The 18,140-nt window shown below is 38.8% G+C and carries 14 protein-coding genes; 3 read left to right on the plus strand and 11 right to left on the minus strand.

What is annotated here, in order from left to right; all coding sequences use genetic code 11:
• Positions 1-40: 40 nt before the first annotated feature.
• The gene (locus AC1M9N_RS02065) at positions 41-484 is read left to right on the plus strand and encodes a GNAT family N-acetyltransferase (protein ID WP_035264628.1); all 444 of its coding nucleotides are present in this window, start codon (positions 41-43) and stop codon (positions 482-484) included.
• 50 nt (positions 485-534) lie between these two features.
• Here the strand turns inward: AC1M9N_RS02065 and AC1M9N_RS02070 are convergent, their stop codons facing one another.
• Positions 535-1,263: a pseudouridine synthase gene (locus tag AC1M9N_RS02070; protein ID WP_481954191.1), complete on the minus strand. Its 729-nt coding sequence runs from the start codon at positions 1,261-1,263 to the stop codon at positions 535-537.
• Positions 1,264-1,386: 123 nt separating this feature from the next.
• Between AC1M9N_RS02070 and AC1M9N_RS02075 the strand changes: the two genes are divergently transcribed.
• A complete protein-coding gene (locus AC1M9N_RS02075) occupies positions 1,387-1,839 on the plus strand; it encodes a DUF441 domain-containing protein (protein ID WP_092766204.1) in 453 nt (150 codons plus the stop codon).
• Positions 1,840-1,959: 120 nt separating this feature from the next.
• Entirely contained in the window at positions 1,960-2,811 is an 852-nt protein-coding gene (locus AC1M9N_RS02080; RefSeq protein ID WP_481954192.1) for an alpha/beta hydrolase family protein, read from the plus strand.
• 49 nt (positions 2,812-2,860) lie between these two features.
• On the opposite strand, the gene gltS is transcribed toward AC1M9N_RS02080, so the two are convergent.
• The 10 genes from gltS to AC1M9N_RS02130 all read right to left on the minus strand — a co-directional run bounded on the left by gltS (position 2,861) and on the right by AC1M9N_RS02130 (position 18,026).
• Complete coding sequence (gene gltS, locus AC1M9N_RS02085) at positions 2,861-4,084, minus strand: sodium/glutamate symporter (RefSeq protein ID WP_035264641.1); 1,224 nt, start codon at positions 4,082-4,084, stop codon at positions 2,861-2,863.
• A 122-nt stretch (positions 4,085-4,206) separates the two neighbouring features.
• Entirely contained in the window at positions 4,207-4,452 is a 246-nt protein-coding gene (locus AC1M9N_RS02090) for a hypothetical protein (protein WP_481609503.1), read from the minus strand.
• A 220-nt stretch (positions 4,453-4,672) separates the two neighbouring features.
• Positions 4,673-4,939 carry a hypothetical protein gene (locus tag AC1M9N_RS02095; protein WP_481954193.1) on the minus strand — a complete coding sequence of 89 codons (267 nt, stop codon included), beginning with the start codon at positions 4,937-4,939 and terminating at the stop codon, positions 4,673-4,675.
• A gap of 32 nt (positions 4,940-4,971) precedes the next feature.
• Positions 4,972-6,282: a hypothetical protein gene (locus tag AC1M9N_RS02100; RefSeq protein ID WP_481609501.1), complete on the minus strand. Its 1,311-nt coding sequence runs from the start codon at positions 6,280-6,282 to the stop codon at positions 4,972-4,974.
• Positions 6,283-6,357: 75 nt separating this feature from the next.
• Positions 6,358-8,997, minus strand: a complete 2,640-nt coding sequence (locus AC1M9N_RS02105) for a bifunctional aconitate hydratase 2/2-methylisocitrate dehydratase (RefSeq protein WP_481609500.1) — start codon at positions 8,995-8,997, stop codon at positions 6,358-6,360.
• Between the two features lie 290 nt (positions 8,998-9,287).
• Positions 9,288-9,557, minus strand: coding sequence for a hypothetical protein (locus AC1M9N_RS02110; protein ID WP_035267100.1), 270 nt, complete (start codon positions 9,555-9,557; stop codon positions 9,288-9,290).
• A gap of 141 nt (positions 9,558-9,698) precedes the next feature.
• A complete protein-coding gene (locus tag AC1M9N_RS02115) occupies positions 9,699-10,076 on the minus strand; it encodes a hypothetical protein (protein ID WP_035267099.1) in 378 nt (125 codons plus the stop codon).
• A gap of 73 nt (positions 10,077-10,149) precedes the next feature.
• A complete protein-coding gene (locus AC1M9N_RS02120; protein ID WP_180027654.1) occupies positions 10,150-10,584 on the minus strand; it encodes an I78 family peptidase inhibitor in 435 nt (144 codons plus the stop codon).
• A gap of 118 nt (positions 10,585-10,702) precedes the next feature.
• Positions 10,703-15,226: a translocation/assembly module TamB domain-containing protein gene (locus AC1M9N_RS02125; RefSeq protein WP_481954194.1), complete on the minus strand. Its 4,524-nt coding sequence runs from the start codon at positions 15,224-15,226 to the stop codon at positions 10,703-10,705.
• Between the two features lie 43 nt (positions 15,227-15,269).
• Positions 15,270-18,026 carry an autotransporter assembly complex protein TamA gene (locus AC1M9N_RS02130; protein ID WP_481954195.1) on the minus strand — a complete coding sequence of 919 codons (2,757 nt, stop codon included), beginning with the start codon at positions 18,024-18,026 and terminating at the stop codon, positions 15,270-15,272.
• Between the last annotated feature and the right edge of the window lie 114 nt (positions 18,027-18,140).

The raw sequence follows: 18,140 nt of genomic DNA on the forward strand, positions 1-18,140 counted from the left end.
ATAACAACATTAAAAATAATGATCTGAGGAGAGCTTAACAGTGATAGTACGGAAAGCCACAACAGAAGATCTCAATCAACTCGCGGTACTTTTTGATGAATACCGACAGTTTTATGGTGCATCATCCAATATTCAACAATCCTATGATTTTCTAAAACAGCGATTCGAAAACCAACAAAGTGTTATTTTTATTCACATCAAAAATGATGTAATCACTGGGTTCGTGATTCTTTATTTAGGTTTTTCGTCCCATGCTTGTTCAAGCTACTACATTTTAGATGATGTATATGTCACTCCAATTTATAGAAGACAAGGTTCAGCTAAACAACTCATTGACACTGCAATTTTGTTTGCACAATCCGAAAAAGCCAGTCGAATTTCATTAGAGACACAACGAAGTAACTTTCAATCTCACCAACTTTACGAAAAGATGGGCTTCGTCAAAGACAATGAATTCCAAACCTATCATTGCTTTCTATCTTAAGGCATTACATAACATATCGTCTTGAGAATAGAGTCTTTAGCATTAATGATTTAAATTTCAAGGAGTTGAGCATCAGGACTTTGATTTTTGGCAGCGAGTATTTGCTGTTCAGTGAGATAGCAATATTCACCTTCAGCAAGCTGATCTAATTTTAATTGTCCAATTTGCAGTCGATGCAATGATTCAACACGATTTCCCACAGCAGCAACCATACGCTTTACTTGATGATAAACGCCTTGATGCACTGTAAATTTTAGGTGTTGATTGCTTATGAGTTGAATATCTGTTGCTTGAAACAATCCTGTTTCATTGCGAAGCTCTACACCTTGACCCAATTGAATGATTTGCTGCTCAGTGACTGGATCTACTGTATGCATTTGATAAACTTTAGGAACATGTTTTTTAGGATGAGTCAGCGCTTGCAGAAATTGTCCATCATCTGTAAGTAACAATATACCAGTCGTGTCTTGATCTAAACGTCCGACAGTTTGCACTCCCCTTTGCAACAATATGTCATCGATTAATTCAAACACGCTGAAGTGATGCGTCGCTTGATGCGAGCATTCATAGCCTACAGGTTTATTGAGTGCTATATAAACTTTTTCACGATAAGTATATTCATCGTTATACACGTGGAAGCTAAGACCTTGAAGCTTCAGTTTATATTTCGGGTCCGTGATCACAGTACCATCAATGACCACTGCACCAGCTTTAATTAATTGTTGACAATATTTTCGTGATCCAAAGCCTTGAGACTGTAACATTTTTTCCAGAACCATGAATCACTTCCATTACTTACAATATTCGTTGAAATTTAAAGGATGCCATCTGAATGCAGACTTTAAATCAGTTAAACTATTATAACTTTCAAGTACTGTCCTGATAAGCACTGGATCTTCTTTATGTCTCAATTAGACCTCAATTTAATCGTTCTAATCATTTTATTGGCATGTGGAATATTCAGTCAAAATACAGCTGTCACAATTGCAGTCGCAGTACTTATTGTTTTTCGTATCACCCCTTTAAACGAGTATTTTCCATTGCTTCAACAGCATGGTTTAAATATCGGCATTATTATCCTCACCATTGGCGTACTCACGCCAATTGCCAGTGGCACCATTCCGGGTAAAGATATCCTCAAGTCATTCTTGAGCTTAAACTCAATTTTAGCCATTGGAATCGGGTTATTGGTGGCATGGTTAGGTGGTCGTGGCGTAACGCTTATGGCGAATCAGCCAAATATTGTCGCTGGACTTCTGATTGGTACTGTAGCAGGTGTGGCTATTTTACGTGGCGTCCCTGTTGGACCTTTAATTGCAGCAGGAATACTTTCCATTATTATTGGCACTTCTTGAAACAGGTTGCTTTCACGAGTGAGCAATCATTTCACAAACGCAACAGTCATTATTTGTTGGTTTAATCTTTTAGAACTGCAGTAAAGTATTTTGATTACGGATACTTGCACAGTTTAAATTATGCAAAAAATTAAAATTATTCGTCAGGATCAATACGAACTCGCTGCTACCTTTTTTCCTGCCGAGCATTCAAAGCGTCTTCCCGTCTTGGTGTGCCCTGCCACTGGAATTACTCAAAAGTTTTATCATCGATTTTGCGAATGGCTTAACCAACAAGGCTATGCCGTAATGGTGTTTGATTTTAGTGGTATTGGTGCTTCTCTTTATGGCCCATTGAAGCAATCCAAAGCAAATATTGTGCAATGGGGACAGTTAGATATTCCCGCTGCGATTGATCAACTCTTACAACTTACCCATGCCAAGCAAGTTATTCTTGTCGGTCACAGCGCCGGCGGACAACTCATTGGGATTACCCCCAACCATGATAAAGTTGCAAAAGTCGTTGCAATTGCAGGTTCGACTGGGCATGTAAAAGGGCTCAAAGGTCGTACGAAACTACTTGCCCCTGTGATGTTTAAAGGTATTTTTCCTCTCGCACGTATGATGCTCGGTTACGGCCCTACCCAAGCCATTGGTATGGGGGAAAATCTACCGAAAGATGTTGCACGTGACTGGGCTCAATTTTGTAGTCAACCAGGCTATGTTATTAATGCAATTGGCAAAACGGTTACCCTAGATCAAGATTATCACAAAGAGATACGAATTCCTGTCACGGCCATTTGGGCAAGTGATGATGAGATTGCAACCGAAGCAAATGTTCAGGATTTACTTCGTTTGTATCCTAATGCACCTACCGAAGCGATCGAACTCAAACCCAAAGAGCTTGGCCATAAAGCGATTGGACACATGATGATGTTCAAACAGTCGCATCAAAATATTTGGCCGATGATCGAATCTCAACTGCATATATAAGTCTCCATAAGTAAAAAACCGCATTAAAGGCGGTTTGTTTAAACTTGCTCTATCCCAATATTCCAATGGAGAGCTGGATCACTATCGCATTTACAATATCAATGAAAAATGCACCTGTCAGTGGAATGAGTAAGAATGCTTTGTGTGAAGGACCATAGGTATTGGTTACTGCTTGAATATTGGCAATAGCCGTTGGCGTCGCACCCATACCAAAACCACAATGACCTGCTGATAAAACCGCAGCATCGTAGTTGCTCCCCATCACCTTAAATGTCACAAAAGCAGTGTATAAAATCAATACCAGCATTTGCACAATCAGAATCGTGACTAACGGACCTGCCAAATCTGCTAATAACCACAGTTGTAGTGATAACAATGCCATAGATAAATAAAGTGATAAAGATGCATTTCCAAACACGTCAATCGCACGATCAAAGATATTTACTTTGAATACATGCTCAAGCAAATTTCTCAAAATCACACCTGAACCTAGTGCCCAAACAAAGGTTGGAAGCTCAAACCATTTACCCTGACTAAAATCTGTCATTAAGTTTGCCGTGAATATACAAAGTGCAAACATACCAAGGGTCGAAACCGCATTACTTGCAGTAATTAATCGTGTCTTTTTTGGATATTCAAATGGTGCAGATTTTAACTGATCATCCAATTGTGATTCGTTTTGATCATTGTCAATTTTGTCAGCCAGTTGATGACGTTTAATTAAAAATTTAGCAACTGGACCACCAACGATACCACCAATGATCAGACCAAAGGTCGCACTTGCCATACCCAATACAATAGCACCTTGAATGCCATGCTGGGTTTCAAGCACTTGGCCCCATGCACCTGCCGTGCCATGACCACCCGTTAAGGTGATTGAACCTACAATTAAACCGATGAGCGGATCTAAACCTAATACCGTCGCTAAACTCACCCCAACAATATTTTGAACGATCACAAATCCGATCACACAGAACAAAAATATAAATAGGGCTTTGCCACCATCTTTTAATTTAACAAAATCTGCACCTAAGCCCACAGAGGTAAAGAACATCAGCATTAAAATGCTTTGAATTTGCGCATCAAATGTGGCACTGATATTAAAGAATTTAAATAAGATGAATGCTGTAATTGCTGCGACCAAACCGCCAATCACAGGTTCAGGTAAATTGTAGTTTTTAAAGAATTGGACTCGGTTGACTAGATAGCGCCCAATAAATAGAAAAAATACGGCAATCACGATGGTGCCAAAGGCATCAACTTCAAAATTCATTCTATTTCCCTAATGTTTTAATTTTAATCAATTTTCACAAAGAATTATGCTTTATTCAGCTATTGAAATGTAATTTTTCAATGATTTATAGGCAGTACATTTATTTGTACTGCCCTATTGGTTTATTGCACCTGTTTTCTTCTTTGCTCTCGAATTGATTCGTGAACTTGATCTGGCTCAACTACACCTAGGTGATGCTGATTGTAATAGCGCTGTTTATCGTATTCAGACATGTTTACTGTTTCATCTTTATATTTCTGATAACGTGCGTCTTCTTCTGAATCAGAATTTTTAATCTCCACGCTTGAACATGCAATGAGCGATAGACTGATTAAACTTAATGTGAGTATGCTTTTCATTATATTCATGCTGTGTTCATTTTTTGCTTATTCTATTTATTTCACCTTTCTAGATTGTTGCTGTCTGTTTTATTTATGGTTACGTGCTTGTAAGCTTTTCGCAGTAGTCGATTTGAATTTATATTCGATTCAGCATGACGAATCTGTGTGAATGTGTTTTAATACAGGCAGTATGAGATGAGCCTTATATGAGTATCACGAGAGTGGTACGACTAGCCCCGTTAATTTTTTAATTACGGGGCTTTTTCATGGGCTTTCTTTTTCGGTAGATGACGGTTTCTCCATATTTTTGAAACACCCACTCTTTTGCTTGTTGGTCGGTGATGTTTTCAAACACGTAGTAGTCATGATCCCATGCTTCTTGATGGAAAATGACCTTCTTCGTATAAGTTTCATTCTTTCCATCGGTCATACAAACAAAGCTGTCACTTTGGTCTTTAACTTGGCTTCCGTTAAGGAATCCACCAATGCAGAAGAAACGGGATTGTGAAGACATTGTCTAAATTTTACACCATTGTGAAATATAAACTAACTATAAGTTTTAAAGTAAATCACCTTTTCCTCAAATTCTACATCTATTTTCCTCTCATTTATAATTTTAATTATAATTGAATAATTATCATAATAATTTATATTTTGATAATCATTTTCTTTTAAATTAGGAGAAAATTTAATTACAATTTCGCCCTTATTGATTATTAATTTTGAGTCATCATGATAGTTATCTGAAACTATACTAAATAATCCATCCTCATCAAGTCCTAGAATAAACTTCAGTTTTTTTAACTTACAAAAATCATGACCTATTATCATTAGCTCAAATGATTTATTCGACTCCTCTTTTACACTTAAATATATTTCTTTAGAAACAGAATCATTACAAATCATTTCCCCTGTCTTATAGTCCCATTTTCCTCCATTTTCAGCTAAAAACTTAAAAAAAGCCTCACCCAAGGTTAAATTTTTTTTACCTATGAGATAATTTTTTAAATATTTTATTGACTCATAAAAACCATCATTTCCGAAAGTTTTTTTGCTATAAGTGCAATAGATAGTAACCATTAGATTTGAAAAATAAGCCTTCTCATTCAAAGTAGATATGTTTTCAAAGAAATTATATCTCTCAAATAATTTTTTAATTTTTAATGATCTTTCTCCCTCTGTGGAATGACCATATATTGCTAGACATAAAAGTAATTCTGGCTCTATATAAGCTTTTATAATATTAATATAACCTATCATTTTATCATCTACAGTTTTTTGATAAAAAATCTTATCAGTAATATCTTTTTCATGATCTTCCAAATATTTTAAAGTTTGAAAAATTATTAAATAAAAATTTAAAAAATTTTTAATCTCCAAATCTATTTTATTCTTTAAAAAACCCAGATCTTTTTCACTTCCATATTTTTTAATAAATACCTTAGATTCTTGAGATAAGTTGTTACTATTTTTTATTTCACCTAAAATTCCAATTAATTTAAAAAATCTATCTTCAATTTTTTGTTCTTCAATTCTAGTTTTTTCTTTTAAAAAAGTTATCAAAACAATAATTAGTGTAATTGCTGACAATGAAACTCCTAAACTTCCTGAAATAAAATCACCAATATATCCTAAGTGAACGATATAATTATCTTGTGCATTGATAAGAGAGAATTTTTCAGTGTCAATTTTGCTTACATCCATACCTTTTAGAAGTTCATCCTTTAACTCCTCCTGGTTTTTGGTTTTTTCTAATGCATTCTCAATTTTTTTACCAATTAAATTATAAATAAAAATAAAAATAAAAATAACTAATAAAATAATGGAAAATAAATCCTTTCTTAAATATTTTTTCATTAAATGTCCATAAAAAAATAAGGGCTGATTAATCAGCCCTTACTTTTAACTCATATTACTTTAATTTTCAACAAATTAAGACAATTGAGCAGCAGCAATTTTCTTCGTATCAACGTCTTTAGCAGCGTCTGTATAGTCGTTCATTTGATCGAAGTTCAAGTACTTGTAGATATCCGCAGACATGCTGTCGATTTGAGCAGCATACTGTTGGTATTCTTCAGGAGTTGGCAACTTACCAAGTACCGCAGCAACAGATGCAAGCTCAGCAGAAGCCAAGTAAACGTTCGCACCTTGACCTAAACGGTTCGGGAAGTTACGAGTAGAAGTAGATACAACAGTTGTATTTGGAGCTACACGTGCTTGGTTACCCATACATAATGAACAACCTGGCATTTCTGTACGCGCGCCAGCTTTACCATAAGTATTGTAGAAACCTTCTTCCATCAATTGGCGTTCGTCCATACGAGTTGGAGGAGCTAACCAAAGACGAGTAGATAAAGAACCACCAGGTACTTTGTCTAAAAGTTTACCAGCTGCACGGAAGTGACCGATGTTCGTCATACAAGAACCGATGAATACTTCATCAATTTTGTCGCCTTGAACCTCAGAAAGAAGTTTTGCATCATCTGGATCGTTCGGGCAGCAAAGGATAGGTTCTTTGATGTCAGCAAGGTCGATTTCATACACTTTCGTGTATTCAGCATCAGCATCAGCTTTAAGAAGTGATGGGTTCGCTAACCATTTTTCCATGTTCTCAACACGGCGTGCCATAGTACGAGCATCGCCATAACCTTCAGAGATCATCCACTTCAACATCGTGATGTTTGAACGAAGGTATTCAGCAACTTTCTCTTCAGAAAGTGTGATCGCACAACCAGCAGCAGAACGTTCAGCAGAAGCATCAGAAAGTTCGAATGCTTGCTCAACAGTTAAGTCAGTTTCCATTTCTGATAAGTCGATCTCTAAGATACGACCAGAGAAGATATTTTTCTTACCTTTCTTCTCTACAGTTAAGTCACCTTCTTTAATTGCGTAGTAAGGAATCGCATGTACTAGGTCACGTAGTGTGATACCAGGTTGCATTTTACCTTTGAACTTCACAAGAACTGATTCAGGCATATCAAGTGGCATAACACCAGTTGCTGCAGCGAACGCTACAAGACCAGAACCCGCTGGGAAAGAAATACCGATTGGGAAACGAGTATGGGAGTCACCACCAGTACCTACTGTATCTGGAAGAAGCATACGGTTTAACCAAGAGTGGATAATACCGTCACCTGGACGTAGTGATACACCACCACGGTTCATGATGAAATCAGGAAGCGTGTGTTGCATTTGAACGTCAACTGGTTTTGGATACGCAGCAGTATGACAGAAAGATTGCATTACGAGGTCAGCAGAGAAACCTAAGCAAGCTAAGTCTTTCAATTCGTCACGCGTCATTGGTCCTGTTGTATCTTGAGAACCAACAGTTGTCATCTTAGGTTCGCAGTAAGTACCTGGAAGTACACCTTGACCTTCTGGAAGACCACAAGCACGACCAACCATCTTCTGAGCAAGCGTGAAGCCTTTGCCAGTTGCAGCTGGTTGAACTGGAGTACGGAACAAGTCAGAAGCAGGAAGACCCAGTTCTTCACGTGCTTTAGTAGTCAAGCCACGACCAATGATCAAGTTAATACGACCACCCGCACGTACTTCGTCTAGAAGTACTGGAGTTTTTAACTCAGCTTCAGCAATTTGAGCGCCATCTTTGAACGCTGTAACTTTTGCAGTCGCTTTGTCAATCTTCAACGTGATTTCGTCACCCATGTTCATGTTAGCAACGTCGATTTCAACTGGTAACGCACCAGCGTCTTCCATAGTGTTGAAGAAAATCGGAGCAATCTTAGAACCTAAGCAGTAACCGCCTTCTTTCTTGTTCGGAATGTGAGCGATTTCGTCACCAAAGAACCAAAGTACAGAGTTAGTTGCAGATTTACGAGAAGAACCTGTACCAACAACGTCACCCACGTAAGCAACTTGGTTGCCTTTCGCGATTAACTCTTTGATTTGGCTTAATGGACCAACTTCACCAGGAACTTCTGGGTTAATACCATCACGTACGTTTTTAAGCATTGCATTCGCGTGTAACGGAATGTCTGGACGGCTCCAAGCGTCTTGCGCAGGTGACAAGTCGTCAGTGTTAGTTTCGCCAGTAACTTTGAAAACTGTAAGTTTGATTTCTTCTGGAACGTCTTTACGGCTAGTGAACCATTCAGCGTCAGCCCAAGATTGAAGAACAGCTTTCGCGTTTTCGTTACCTGCTTTTGCTTTATCAGCAACGTCATGGAACGCATCGAAAACAAGAAGTGTTTTCTTAAGCGCTTCAGCAGCTAAAGCACCAAGCGCTGCGTCTTCTAATAATTCTACTAAAGGAGCAACGTTGTAACCACCAAGCATAGTACCTAGTAAGTAAACCGCACGCTCTTTAGAAACTAATGGAGAAGTCGCTTCACCTTTCGCCAAAGCAGCCAAGAAAGCAGCTTTTACATAAGCAGCTTGGTCAACACCTGCTGGAACACGGTTTTCAAGCAAATCAACTAAGAATGCTTCTTCGCCAGCTGGTGGATTTTTTAATAATTCAACTAATGCAGCTGTTTGAGCGTCATCAAGTGGCTTCGGTGGGACTCCGAGTGCGGCACGTTCTTCAACGTGTTGGCGGTAAGCTTCTAGCACGGTGTTATTCCTCTTCTTTAAAAAATTACTTGCAATATCCTGCTTATAAAGCCTGCAAATAATATGGACTGCTAAATTTTACTAAAATTCCGGTTAAAAGTTAATGCAAGAAGAGTGTTTCTTTGTGATGACCATTATTTTCTTACTAAATGATCTCTCTTCTGATTACTCATTGCTCAATATGTTGTTTTATCGAACAATTCTGACATTAACATGAAGCTTTTACGGATCTGAAATAAATAAAAGGCAACAAGATGTTGCCTTTTAAATCCTTTTTTGACTATTCAACCTTAGTGGACAGTCGTGCGATCTAAATATTGTTGCAGACTTTCTCGTGTTCCTTCGAATCTGACCAGAATTTCATCATCATGTAGCATGCGGTGTTCGGCACAGGCAAAACTAATGTGTACCTGATAAATTTTGGCATGTTCATTGATCATATTTTTAAGATAGACTCGATCCCCTAAACTTAGGACGTAATGGCTGCCATTAATTACTGCAACACCATTGGCATCTTCAAGCAGAAGATCGGCATTATTCAGGTATGCGACCACTTCCATTGTTCCGCTCCTTTTGTTTTATTTATCTTATTTTTATATAAGCTTTTCTATTTTAATGCTAATTAAAATTTGTAATTAATTTCAACAAAAAAAGGGAAACTTACGCTTCCCTCTTTTTATGATCAATCTTTTTGTAGCGCCTTAAAACTGTTTGTAGTCAGGCAGATTATCTTTATCGTAAGGAGTGGCTAAACACTCATCCGTTGCTTCTTTTTTGAATTTAGCCATTAATGCATCACGATCCACTTCTAATTGATTCGCAGGATAAGCATAAACCTTCTCAATTTGAGCATCTACAAATTTCTTCGTCGTCGGATCGGTCAGTTTAGAAGCATGTTCGACCGCCGCAGTTTTCTCGATACCATTTTGACGGTCTAGCAAAATAGAGCGTGCAGCATTACCAATACTGGTACAGTAACCATGCCAGACTTCTTCAGGGGTTAGTGGCTTTTTTTCTTCACAAGCACTGAGCAAAACGGCTGAACCAAGTACAGCACCCAGAATCACGAATTTGTTCATACATCTCTCCTGTTGCGGCTATGATAATCGAGTTAAACCGAATAGGAAATCGTGCAATGACATTTCTCGTTCATTAACCGCAGCTTGAACGAATAATTTTATTCTGATCATCCACGGTTACTGTAATACGATCATTTCGATAATCCATAGTAACCAGATCATTTGGTCCGACCCGGCGAATAATTTTGGCTTTGGTTTTATTCAAAATCTGTTGATCATCAAGATTATGCATACCGACTATTTTTTTCGCTTCTTCAGGCTTGCAAATATTTTGATGATGTCTAAATAACTCCCATTCTTCTACTACAACGCCATCTGGCAACTGGCAATAACCCACTTGACCATTTGCCTCATCGCGTATTTCTAATTTTCCACCTTGTTGAACACAAAATTTGCTTGCAGGATTAGCCATTCCAATTTTTGGAGTAAGTTGCTCAGTTTGAGTGGTTTGACAGCCCGCCATGAGTGTTGCCGCTATCATCGCGATGAATATTGCAATTGTTTTCATTTTTTAATTCTTTCTTGTCCGATAAATTTTAAGTCTAGCATTTTAACAATAGGGCTTAAATTTAATTTCGGTTTATACAGTGAATTAAAAAAGGCTTCGATTGAAGCCCTTTTACCTTTTAGAATCGCCAATTGTAGAAAATATCAATGGCTTTTTCTAAAGACTGACTTGCTTCCAAATAGAGTCTTTGGTTCATCTGATATCGTAGCGTCAATTTATTGACTGGCGTAAAGACACCAACACCATAACGGATATATAAATCAGGGGTCAGATAACCTGTCACACTCACTTGAGTGTCATCACCTGTTCCTTGCGCATCAAGAGCAAGACCACTTAACCCAAATGTCTGTCCAATTTGATTGGTTAAAGCACGTGTACCACCAAGCCCTAAACTAATCCCCGCTGCAGCAATGGTATTGTTCACATCTGATTTAAAGCCTTCTGCTTGACTCAAGCTACTAGAACCTTCATTAATTCGACCTGTAATCAAGGCATTCATCGCCTCTTGTTCAGACAACCCGGCATCATTAAAGACTTGGATATTTGGACTGCTTGCAGTTCCAGTAACACGCACACCAACTGTACTGCCTGAAATGAGTTTACTTGCTTCAACCTCAAGGGTTGGGTTAGACAATGCACCATTGAAACGCGCAATTGCACGACTTAATTCTAAAGACTGCCCATAAGCTTCAATAGTAACGCGCTTACTTACACCAATCGCACCATTGGCACGCATGGCAGTTTCTAAACCGCGTTGCGTTAAGTAAATTCGCCCTAGCAATGGAATACGACTATTAAAGCCTTGGAAAATCACTTGGTTTCCTAAATTTAATTCTAAGTCAGCGCGGATATCCCATGGCTTTGCAGCCTTAAGTACCGCGAGTTGATTATCACCTTCACGTACCACTCGAACATCGGCGGATAAAGGCACTACGGATGCGCTCGATTCTGGCATTGAAATCAGCGCACGCGGAACTTCAACTTTACCATTCAAAGTTAATTGCTTACTGACGGGACGTGCATCTAAATCCATTTCAGTGTTCACAACAGCTGTGATTAATGGTGCTTGGCGAATAAATAAATTATCACCTTTGAGTTTTAAACGAATTCTAGGATCATTTTTCCAATCGATATCACCCGTTAACTTACCCACACCTCGACCACTATTGAAAGCGCCATCGATCGTCGCTTGGTTTTGACGAATAGATGAATACAGCTGAATATTCGTGAGATTAACAGGTAACGAAATCATGCTGATTGAACCATTTTTAAGTCGCATTTCGCCGTTAAATAACGGTTGAGTCAATGTCCCACTGATTTTACCTGCAAGGGATAAATTACCATCGATTTTACGCACATCCGAAATGAATGGTTTTAAAATTTTCAGTTGTACTTGACTCAGAGCAACTTCACCACGCATTGGTTTCGAATCAACAAATGGATTCACCACAACATTTGCATATCCAGTCCCAATATTCGGAGCTTTCAAATCAGCACGAAGTAATAATCCTTCACGAATACTTCGTGCAATAAGACTTACTTCATCGTAGTTCATCGTGGTGCTGATATCATCTGGATCGGCAGCTGCTAGACCGACAACACCATTACGCGTAACAAGTTTGGCATCGATTTTTGGTTGAATGCCTTGCCCCCAAGACGCTTTAGCATAACCATCCAATTTACCCGTAATTGCGAAACCTTCAGGCATAAATGCGGCAAAGTCACCAAGATCTAAATTCCGACTCACAAATGAGGCGCTACCTTTGGTCTTACTCACACGTAAGGGCTGATCAAAGCAAAGTTGGCTTTGATTACTGGTCCAGCAATGAGCACCCACAAATAATTCAGTTTTCGCAGTATTATAAATCACAGGTGCAGGTTGGGCCTGTTTCAAATGCACCCGTGCAGAGTCAAAGTCACCTTTTTGAATTTGACCTAACCAATCATTCGCAGGATTAAATCCACCTGCCAGTTGCACATAAAATTTAGACAGCTTGTTCGAGGCTTGCACTTTCAATAAATGTGCTTTTCGTGTACCAGCAATTGAGACTTCAGCGTTTTGAATCTCACGATTGCCACTTCTTAAACTGTCCATTCTTGCAGTTAATGCAGTAGGCACTGTGTCTGAAGTTGGTAATTCCCCTTGGATGTTGAGTGATTTGATACTGACAAGATCATTGAAACCAAAGTTATTCACCCTCACATTCGCAGTTGCAGACAATCTCGGTTGAGACTGCACGTTAACAAAACCTTGCGCACGACCACGTAAACCAGGATAAAGCTCAAATAATGCAGGCGCGTCAATCTTAACGCGAAGATTCTGAGCATTCCCTTCGGCTTGAATCTGATTCTGCGCATACACCAAATACAAATTATTGGCTTCAAACTGTTGTGGTAGGAAACCTGTCTGATTCGAATTAAGAATAACAGCAAGATTACCTTTTGCTCTCAGCGGTTTTTTATTGATCATGCCAGCGAGATTGAGTCGATCAATATTAATTTTTTTCAAACGATCTGACCAAACACCATCCGTTTTGATATTACCTGAAATTTCCCCTTTAACACTTGAAACAAAATAATGAGGCTTAAAGCGTATTAAAGAAGCATTAATGTCCCATCCGATTCCATTGGCTAAATTGACTAAACCATTGGCATTGATCTGACCCGCAGCACCCTGATGTTTAAATTCGGAAATATTGATGCGCTGAGGTGTGCCTGCTACACGTATTTTAAGCTGACCATCCCCTTGTGGCAGTTGGCTTGCATGTAATGCACCATCATAATTGACTGCGAAGCCTTTAAAGCCACCACCCGACTTTTCATCATGTAGAAGAATGGCTGCTGTACTTGAGCCAGTCAGCTTAATTGTTTCCGGTGGATTTTGATTGGCAAGTTGACCTGAAAGATTGATCTGATTTAACTGAATAATTTGCTGGTTAGGTCGAGCAAAGCCACTCGCTTGAATTTGTCCATTTAATAAATTTACAGGAGCAGCAGAACTGATGGTTTGCGGATTAAAGTCTTTTGCATTAAGCACCGCATTCCACTTCAACTGTCTTTGATCAGATGGTAATTCAACCTTGGCATTTGCTTGTAAAGATCCTTTTCCATCTGCTTGATAGATAAATGAAGGAACATGAAGATCATTCCCTTTAAGGTCTAATTGGGCATTGTATTTGCCAGCAGGTAAAGTTCCTTTTTCATTTGCACCAACTACGGTTGCCACATGAATATTTTGTTGACCTTCAACTAAAGCAAGTTTTACATCCCCAGATTCACTACTTAACCAACCAATGTACGGAACAGCACGATCAATATTTTTCCAAGCGACATCTAGCAACATCGGATTCGGTTTATTATTTTTTTGTTCAGCTTGATTAAGATTTAAATTCCATGTTTCATATTGGTCAAAATCAATAAGTGCTGTGAGAGCTAATCCCTTCTCTAACGACCCAGCTGAGGCGATTTTGGCATCCAAACGTTCTGGCAGAAAATCTTGCACCACTTGTGGAATCACTTTATCTTTTGGATTGATTTTATCTAAGCGACCTTGCACATCCCAAGTGACTTTATCCTTCCACCCAACGACACCCGCAAGATTCAGCGCCCCGTTCATCAATTGACCATTCAGGTTTGAAATATTCAATTGATTGACGAGATCTGTATGCGCAAGCGCAGTATATTGTCCTTGAGGAATATTTTTACCAGAAATATCGGTGTTAATATCCAAATTCAAACGTTGGATATCTCCAGAAAACTTAGCAACTCCTTGTTTAGATAAGAGCTCCTGCTCTAGCATTAAAGGCCAGTGATAATCTTTAAAGTTTAAAGCACCTTGCATTGGTACATTTTTTCGAACTGGATGTACCACTGCCCAACCTGTTAATAAATCAGGGGTACGTGTGGCAATGCCCGCTTGAATGGTATCTAAAGAGCCTTTTGCATGGACATAAATATCCTCAACGTTGATCGACTTTAAAGATGGGAGTCTTACAACCGCTTGCGCATCTAACGGATATTTACCTTTAAAATCCATCTGACCTGTTGCTTTTTTTACAGACAAATAACCCATATCAAACTGCGAATCTTCAAACTTAAGCTCAGTACCTGACCATAGTGCTTCGTTTAGGATAATGTCATTAAATTGTACTTTAGAACTTGAAGTCTGAATGACCAATTGATCGATATCGGCTTGATCAACACGTAAAACAAAAGGGAGTTTAATTTCACTAAACTTAAATGGCTCATCACTTGGCGGTGACTTGTTAATGACACGCAAATTTCGGACATCGGCACGATTCAAATGAATTTCTTTATCTAATATGGCACGCCAACCCAAAGTGACATCAGCTCTATCAATTTTCACATCAACTGATTTCAGCGTCACCAATACATTTTTTAGAATAATGCCTTGAAGTAAATTTCCACCTTCATATTCATACTGAATAATCTGTTGAGTGGACAAAGCACGGTCAAGTAAGAATTTACTGCCTTTGTCTGTTGAAAACATTACGGCAAGCGAAGCCACAAAAAAGATCAGAATAAATAAAATGATCAGCAATACACGGCGCAATAAACTTCGCTGTGGCGTCACGTTTTGATCAGGTTGTTGCTCAGGTTGCTGCTCGATGTCTTCAGCCATACTTATTCCAAAAAATGATTGAGTACTTTTATTATCTTAAATATTAAAGTTGCGGCCCGATAAAGAAATGTAGACGAATCGGTTTACCAGGATCAGATATCCCCGATGCCACATCTAGACGAATTGGACCAATTGGAGAGTTCCAGCGGATTCCTGCTCCTATGCTATATTCAGTATCATTGGTAAATTTTTCATCATAAGCATTACCAAAATCACTAAATAACGCGGCGCGCCAGCCTTCTTTAAATTGGTAATTGTACTCTAAAGTCCCAATCGCACGCGCTTGACCTCCGACTTTATATCCAAATTCCACAGGGGACAAACTCTTATAGTCAAAGCCTCGTAGACTTTGGTCACCCCCTTCAAAGAATCTCAAGTTATAGGGCACTTTTTGAAAATCTTCTGTGATGATATAACCGAGGTTTGCCCCACCAATGAATTGATGATCATTGTTACTGCCTAATGAATATAAAAATTTCCAGTTCGCATTTACAATCGCCATATCAGCATCGGATAGCAGGCTTTCACTCCCCAATTGGATTTTGTAGTTTTGTTTAAATCCTTTTGTCGGATTTAATCGATTATCACTGGTGACTTTAGTGGCTTCATAACCAAGTAATAAAGATTGCTGCTCATCATTACCCGTTGCAACGACGAACTCTGGAATTTCATCCCAATTGGTATCTGGGTCAAGTGTCTCAGGAATATCACCTTCAATCGTCATACGATCTAGACGATAACGCACACCAAAAATATGCTGCCAATCACGACGCGCACCTTTAATAATTCTGTCAGCTCCGGCAACGGCGGATTCCACAATGAGATTTAATCCATTCCCAATTTCATCACGATCTTCACGCTCGTAACCACCAACTAGACTGACATAATCATTTAATGGGTGTTTATATGGAATATTATAGCGACCATCAATCGATTGTCTGACTTGTGACAACTCCAAGTTTGCATCAAATGAATGACCACGTTCATTCACAATAGAACGGCGGTACTGACTTCGTAAGCGCACACCGGTATCAGTACCATAACCAATACCCGCTTCAACACTATTTAATTTATCCGCATTCAATGTCACGATGACAGGGATTTTTTTCTCTTCACGTGCTAAGGCTTGTAAACGCTCAGTTTCTTCCTGCTTGGCTTGCGCTTGATTATCAGCATCATTACGCTCTTGCAAAGTACGACGTTCATTTCCACCCGCAAATTGAGTTTCATCTGCCACATTCTGCGTGACTTCTTCTGATGAACTTGCCTGTTGTTCAGCCTTTTCTTGACCTGTTAATAAACTTCTATCAATTTTTTGCTCATCCACTAAAGCCTGCAAATCAGGTGCGAGTTCAAGCGGCTTAATAATTGGATCAGGTTTAACAGCGTCAACAAGGCTATAGTTAAAATAACGTGAATTGGTTAAGTTGTTGGCTAATACATTTACACGCCATGCGGTAAAGTCTGCACCTTCTTGCCAAGGAGCTAAGGTTCTTAAAATATCTTCACGAATCGGTAATTTTTTTGATGGATCACTCATTCTAAACTGCACATCATCCAGCTTATAACGTTCACCTGTTTCCATCTTCAAATTTATATCTGCTTGATTTTGAGGGCGGGCCAACATGACATCGTGCATTCGCCAATAATAATCAAAGAAACCGTTGTTATTCGCCGCTTCAATGATTCGAGCTTTTGTCGCTTCGTATTTACCATGATCGAAAATATCACCCACCTCCAAATCAGGAAGCACTCGAATCACTTGCAATTGAGCAAGATTCTCCCCAGGCCCAGTAAATTCAATATTTTGTTCTCGCACCACTACTGGATTATGAGGTGTGACATTGACACGCACTCGGTTATCACTGACTTTTTCAAACTTAAATTCAGCATCGTAATAACCTACGGCTTGTGCAGCTTGGACAGTCATATTACGGAGTTGCGGGACGGCAGCATTGAAATCTGAAAATGACTCAACAGTGAATGATGATAACTTTGCTTTGATATTGTCCGCGAGTGGTTTAGGTGCGCCCGTAACATCTGCGGTAATACGTGGAACAGCAGCGGGCTGATTAAGACGTGGAGGACGTATTTTGTAGAAAATGCGTTTAAACACATTTACTTTTTCTGGTTCTTTATTTTCAGGTTCTTGGGTTTGAACGGATAATGAACGTCCTTCCACATTTTCAGACACCTCAATCTGACGATCAGACTGAATATTTTGCATCAACTGATCAATGTTGACTGGCGCTTTTGTTAACTCAGCTTCTGAAATGTCATTCGCAGGTAGATCTTGTACTTGAATGGCTGGAGTCGTCAATCCCGATCTGAAATTTTGCGCTTCCTGCTTGGCTTCTTCAGCGACTGATAAAATTTCATTGGCAAGTCGAGGGTCCACACTCTCCTCAGGCAGCAACTCCAAATCATCAAATTCTATCGGCTTGAATTGCTCTTGTGGACTCAATTGCTCTTGCTGCTGAAGCATTTCATAACTATTAAAATCATCTTGCCCACTCAACTGATCTATTTTTTGATCAATACTTTCAATTTTCTCTTTTGATAATCCCTGTTGTTGCGCAACGTTTTCAATTTTTTGTTTATTATTTTCGATGGCTTGTACGGATGTCGCAGGCTCAAGCTCCTGACTTGAAATCACTGTGTCGGCTGCAAATAATACAGGTGAAGAAAGCGCACCTAAAAAAACACTTGCATATAACCATTTATTGATATCATTTGATATCCATGTGTGCTGTACACATTGGGAAAGTAATGATTTTTTAAATTGTGTTTTCGATGGCATACTGCGCTCTGAATACTTTATATTTTAAATAGAAAATACAGATTTTTCACTCAAGCTAACTGAATCAAATTTCTAGTATTTTCAAAATTTTTAGGATGAAAATATGATACATGA

Source organism: Acinetobacter sp. ANC_7655 (assembly GCF_056784015.1).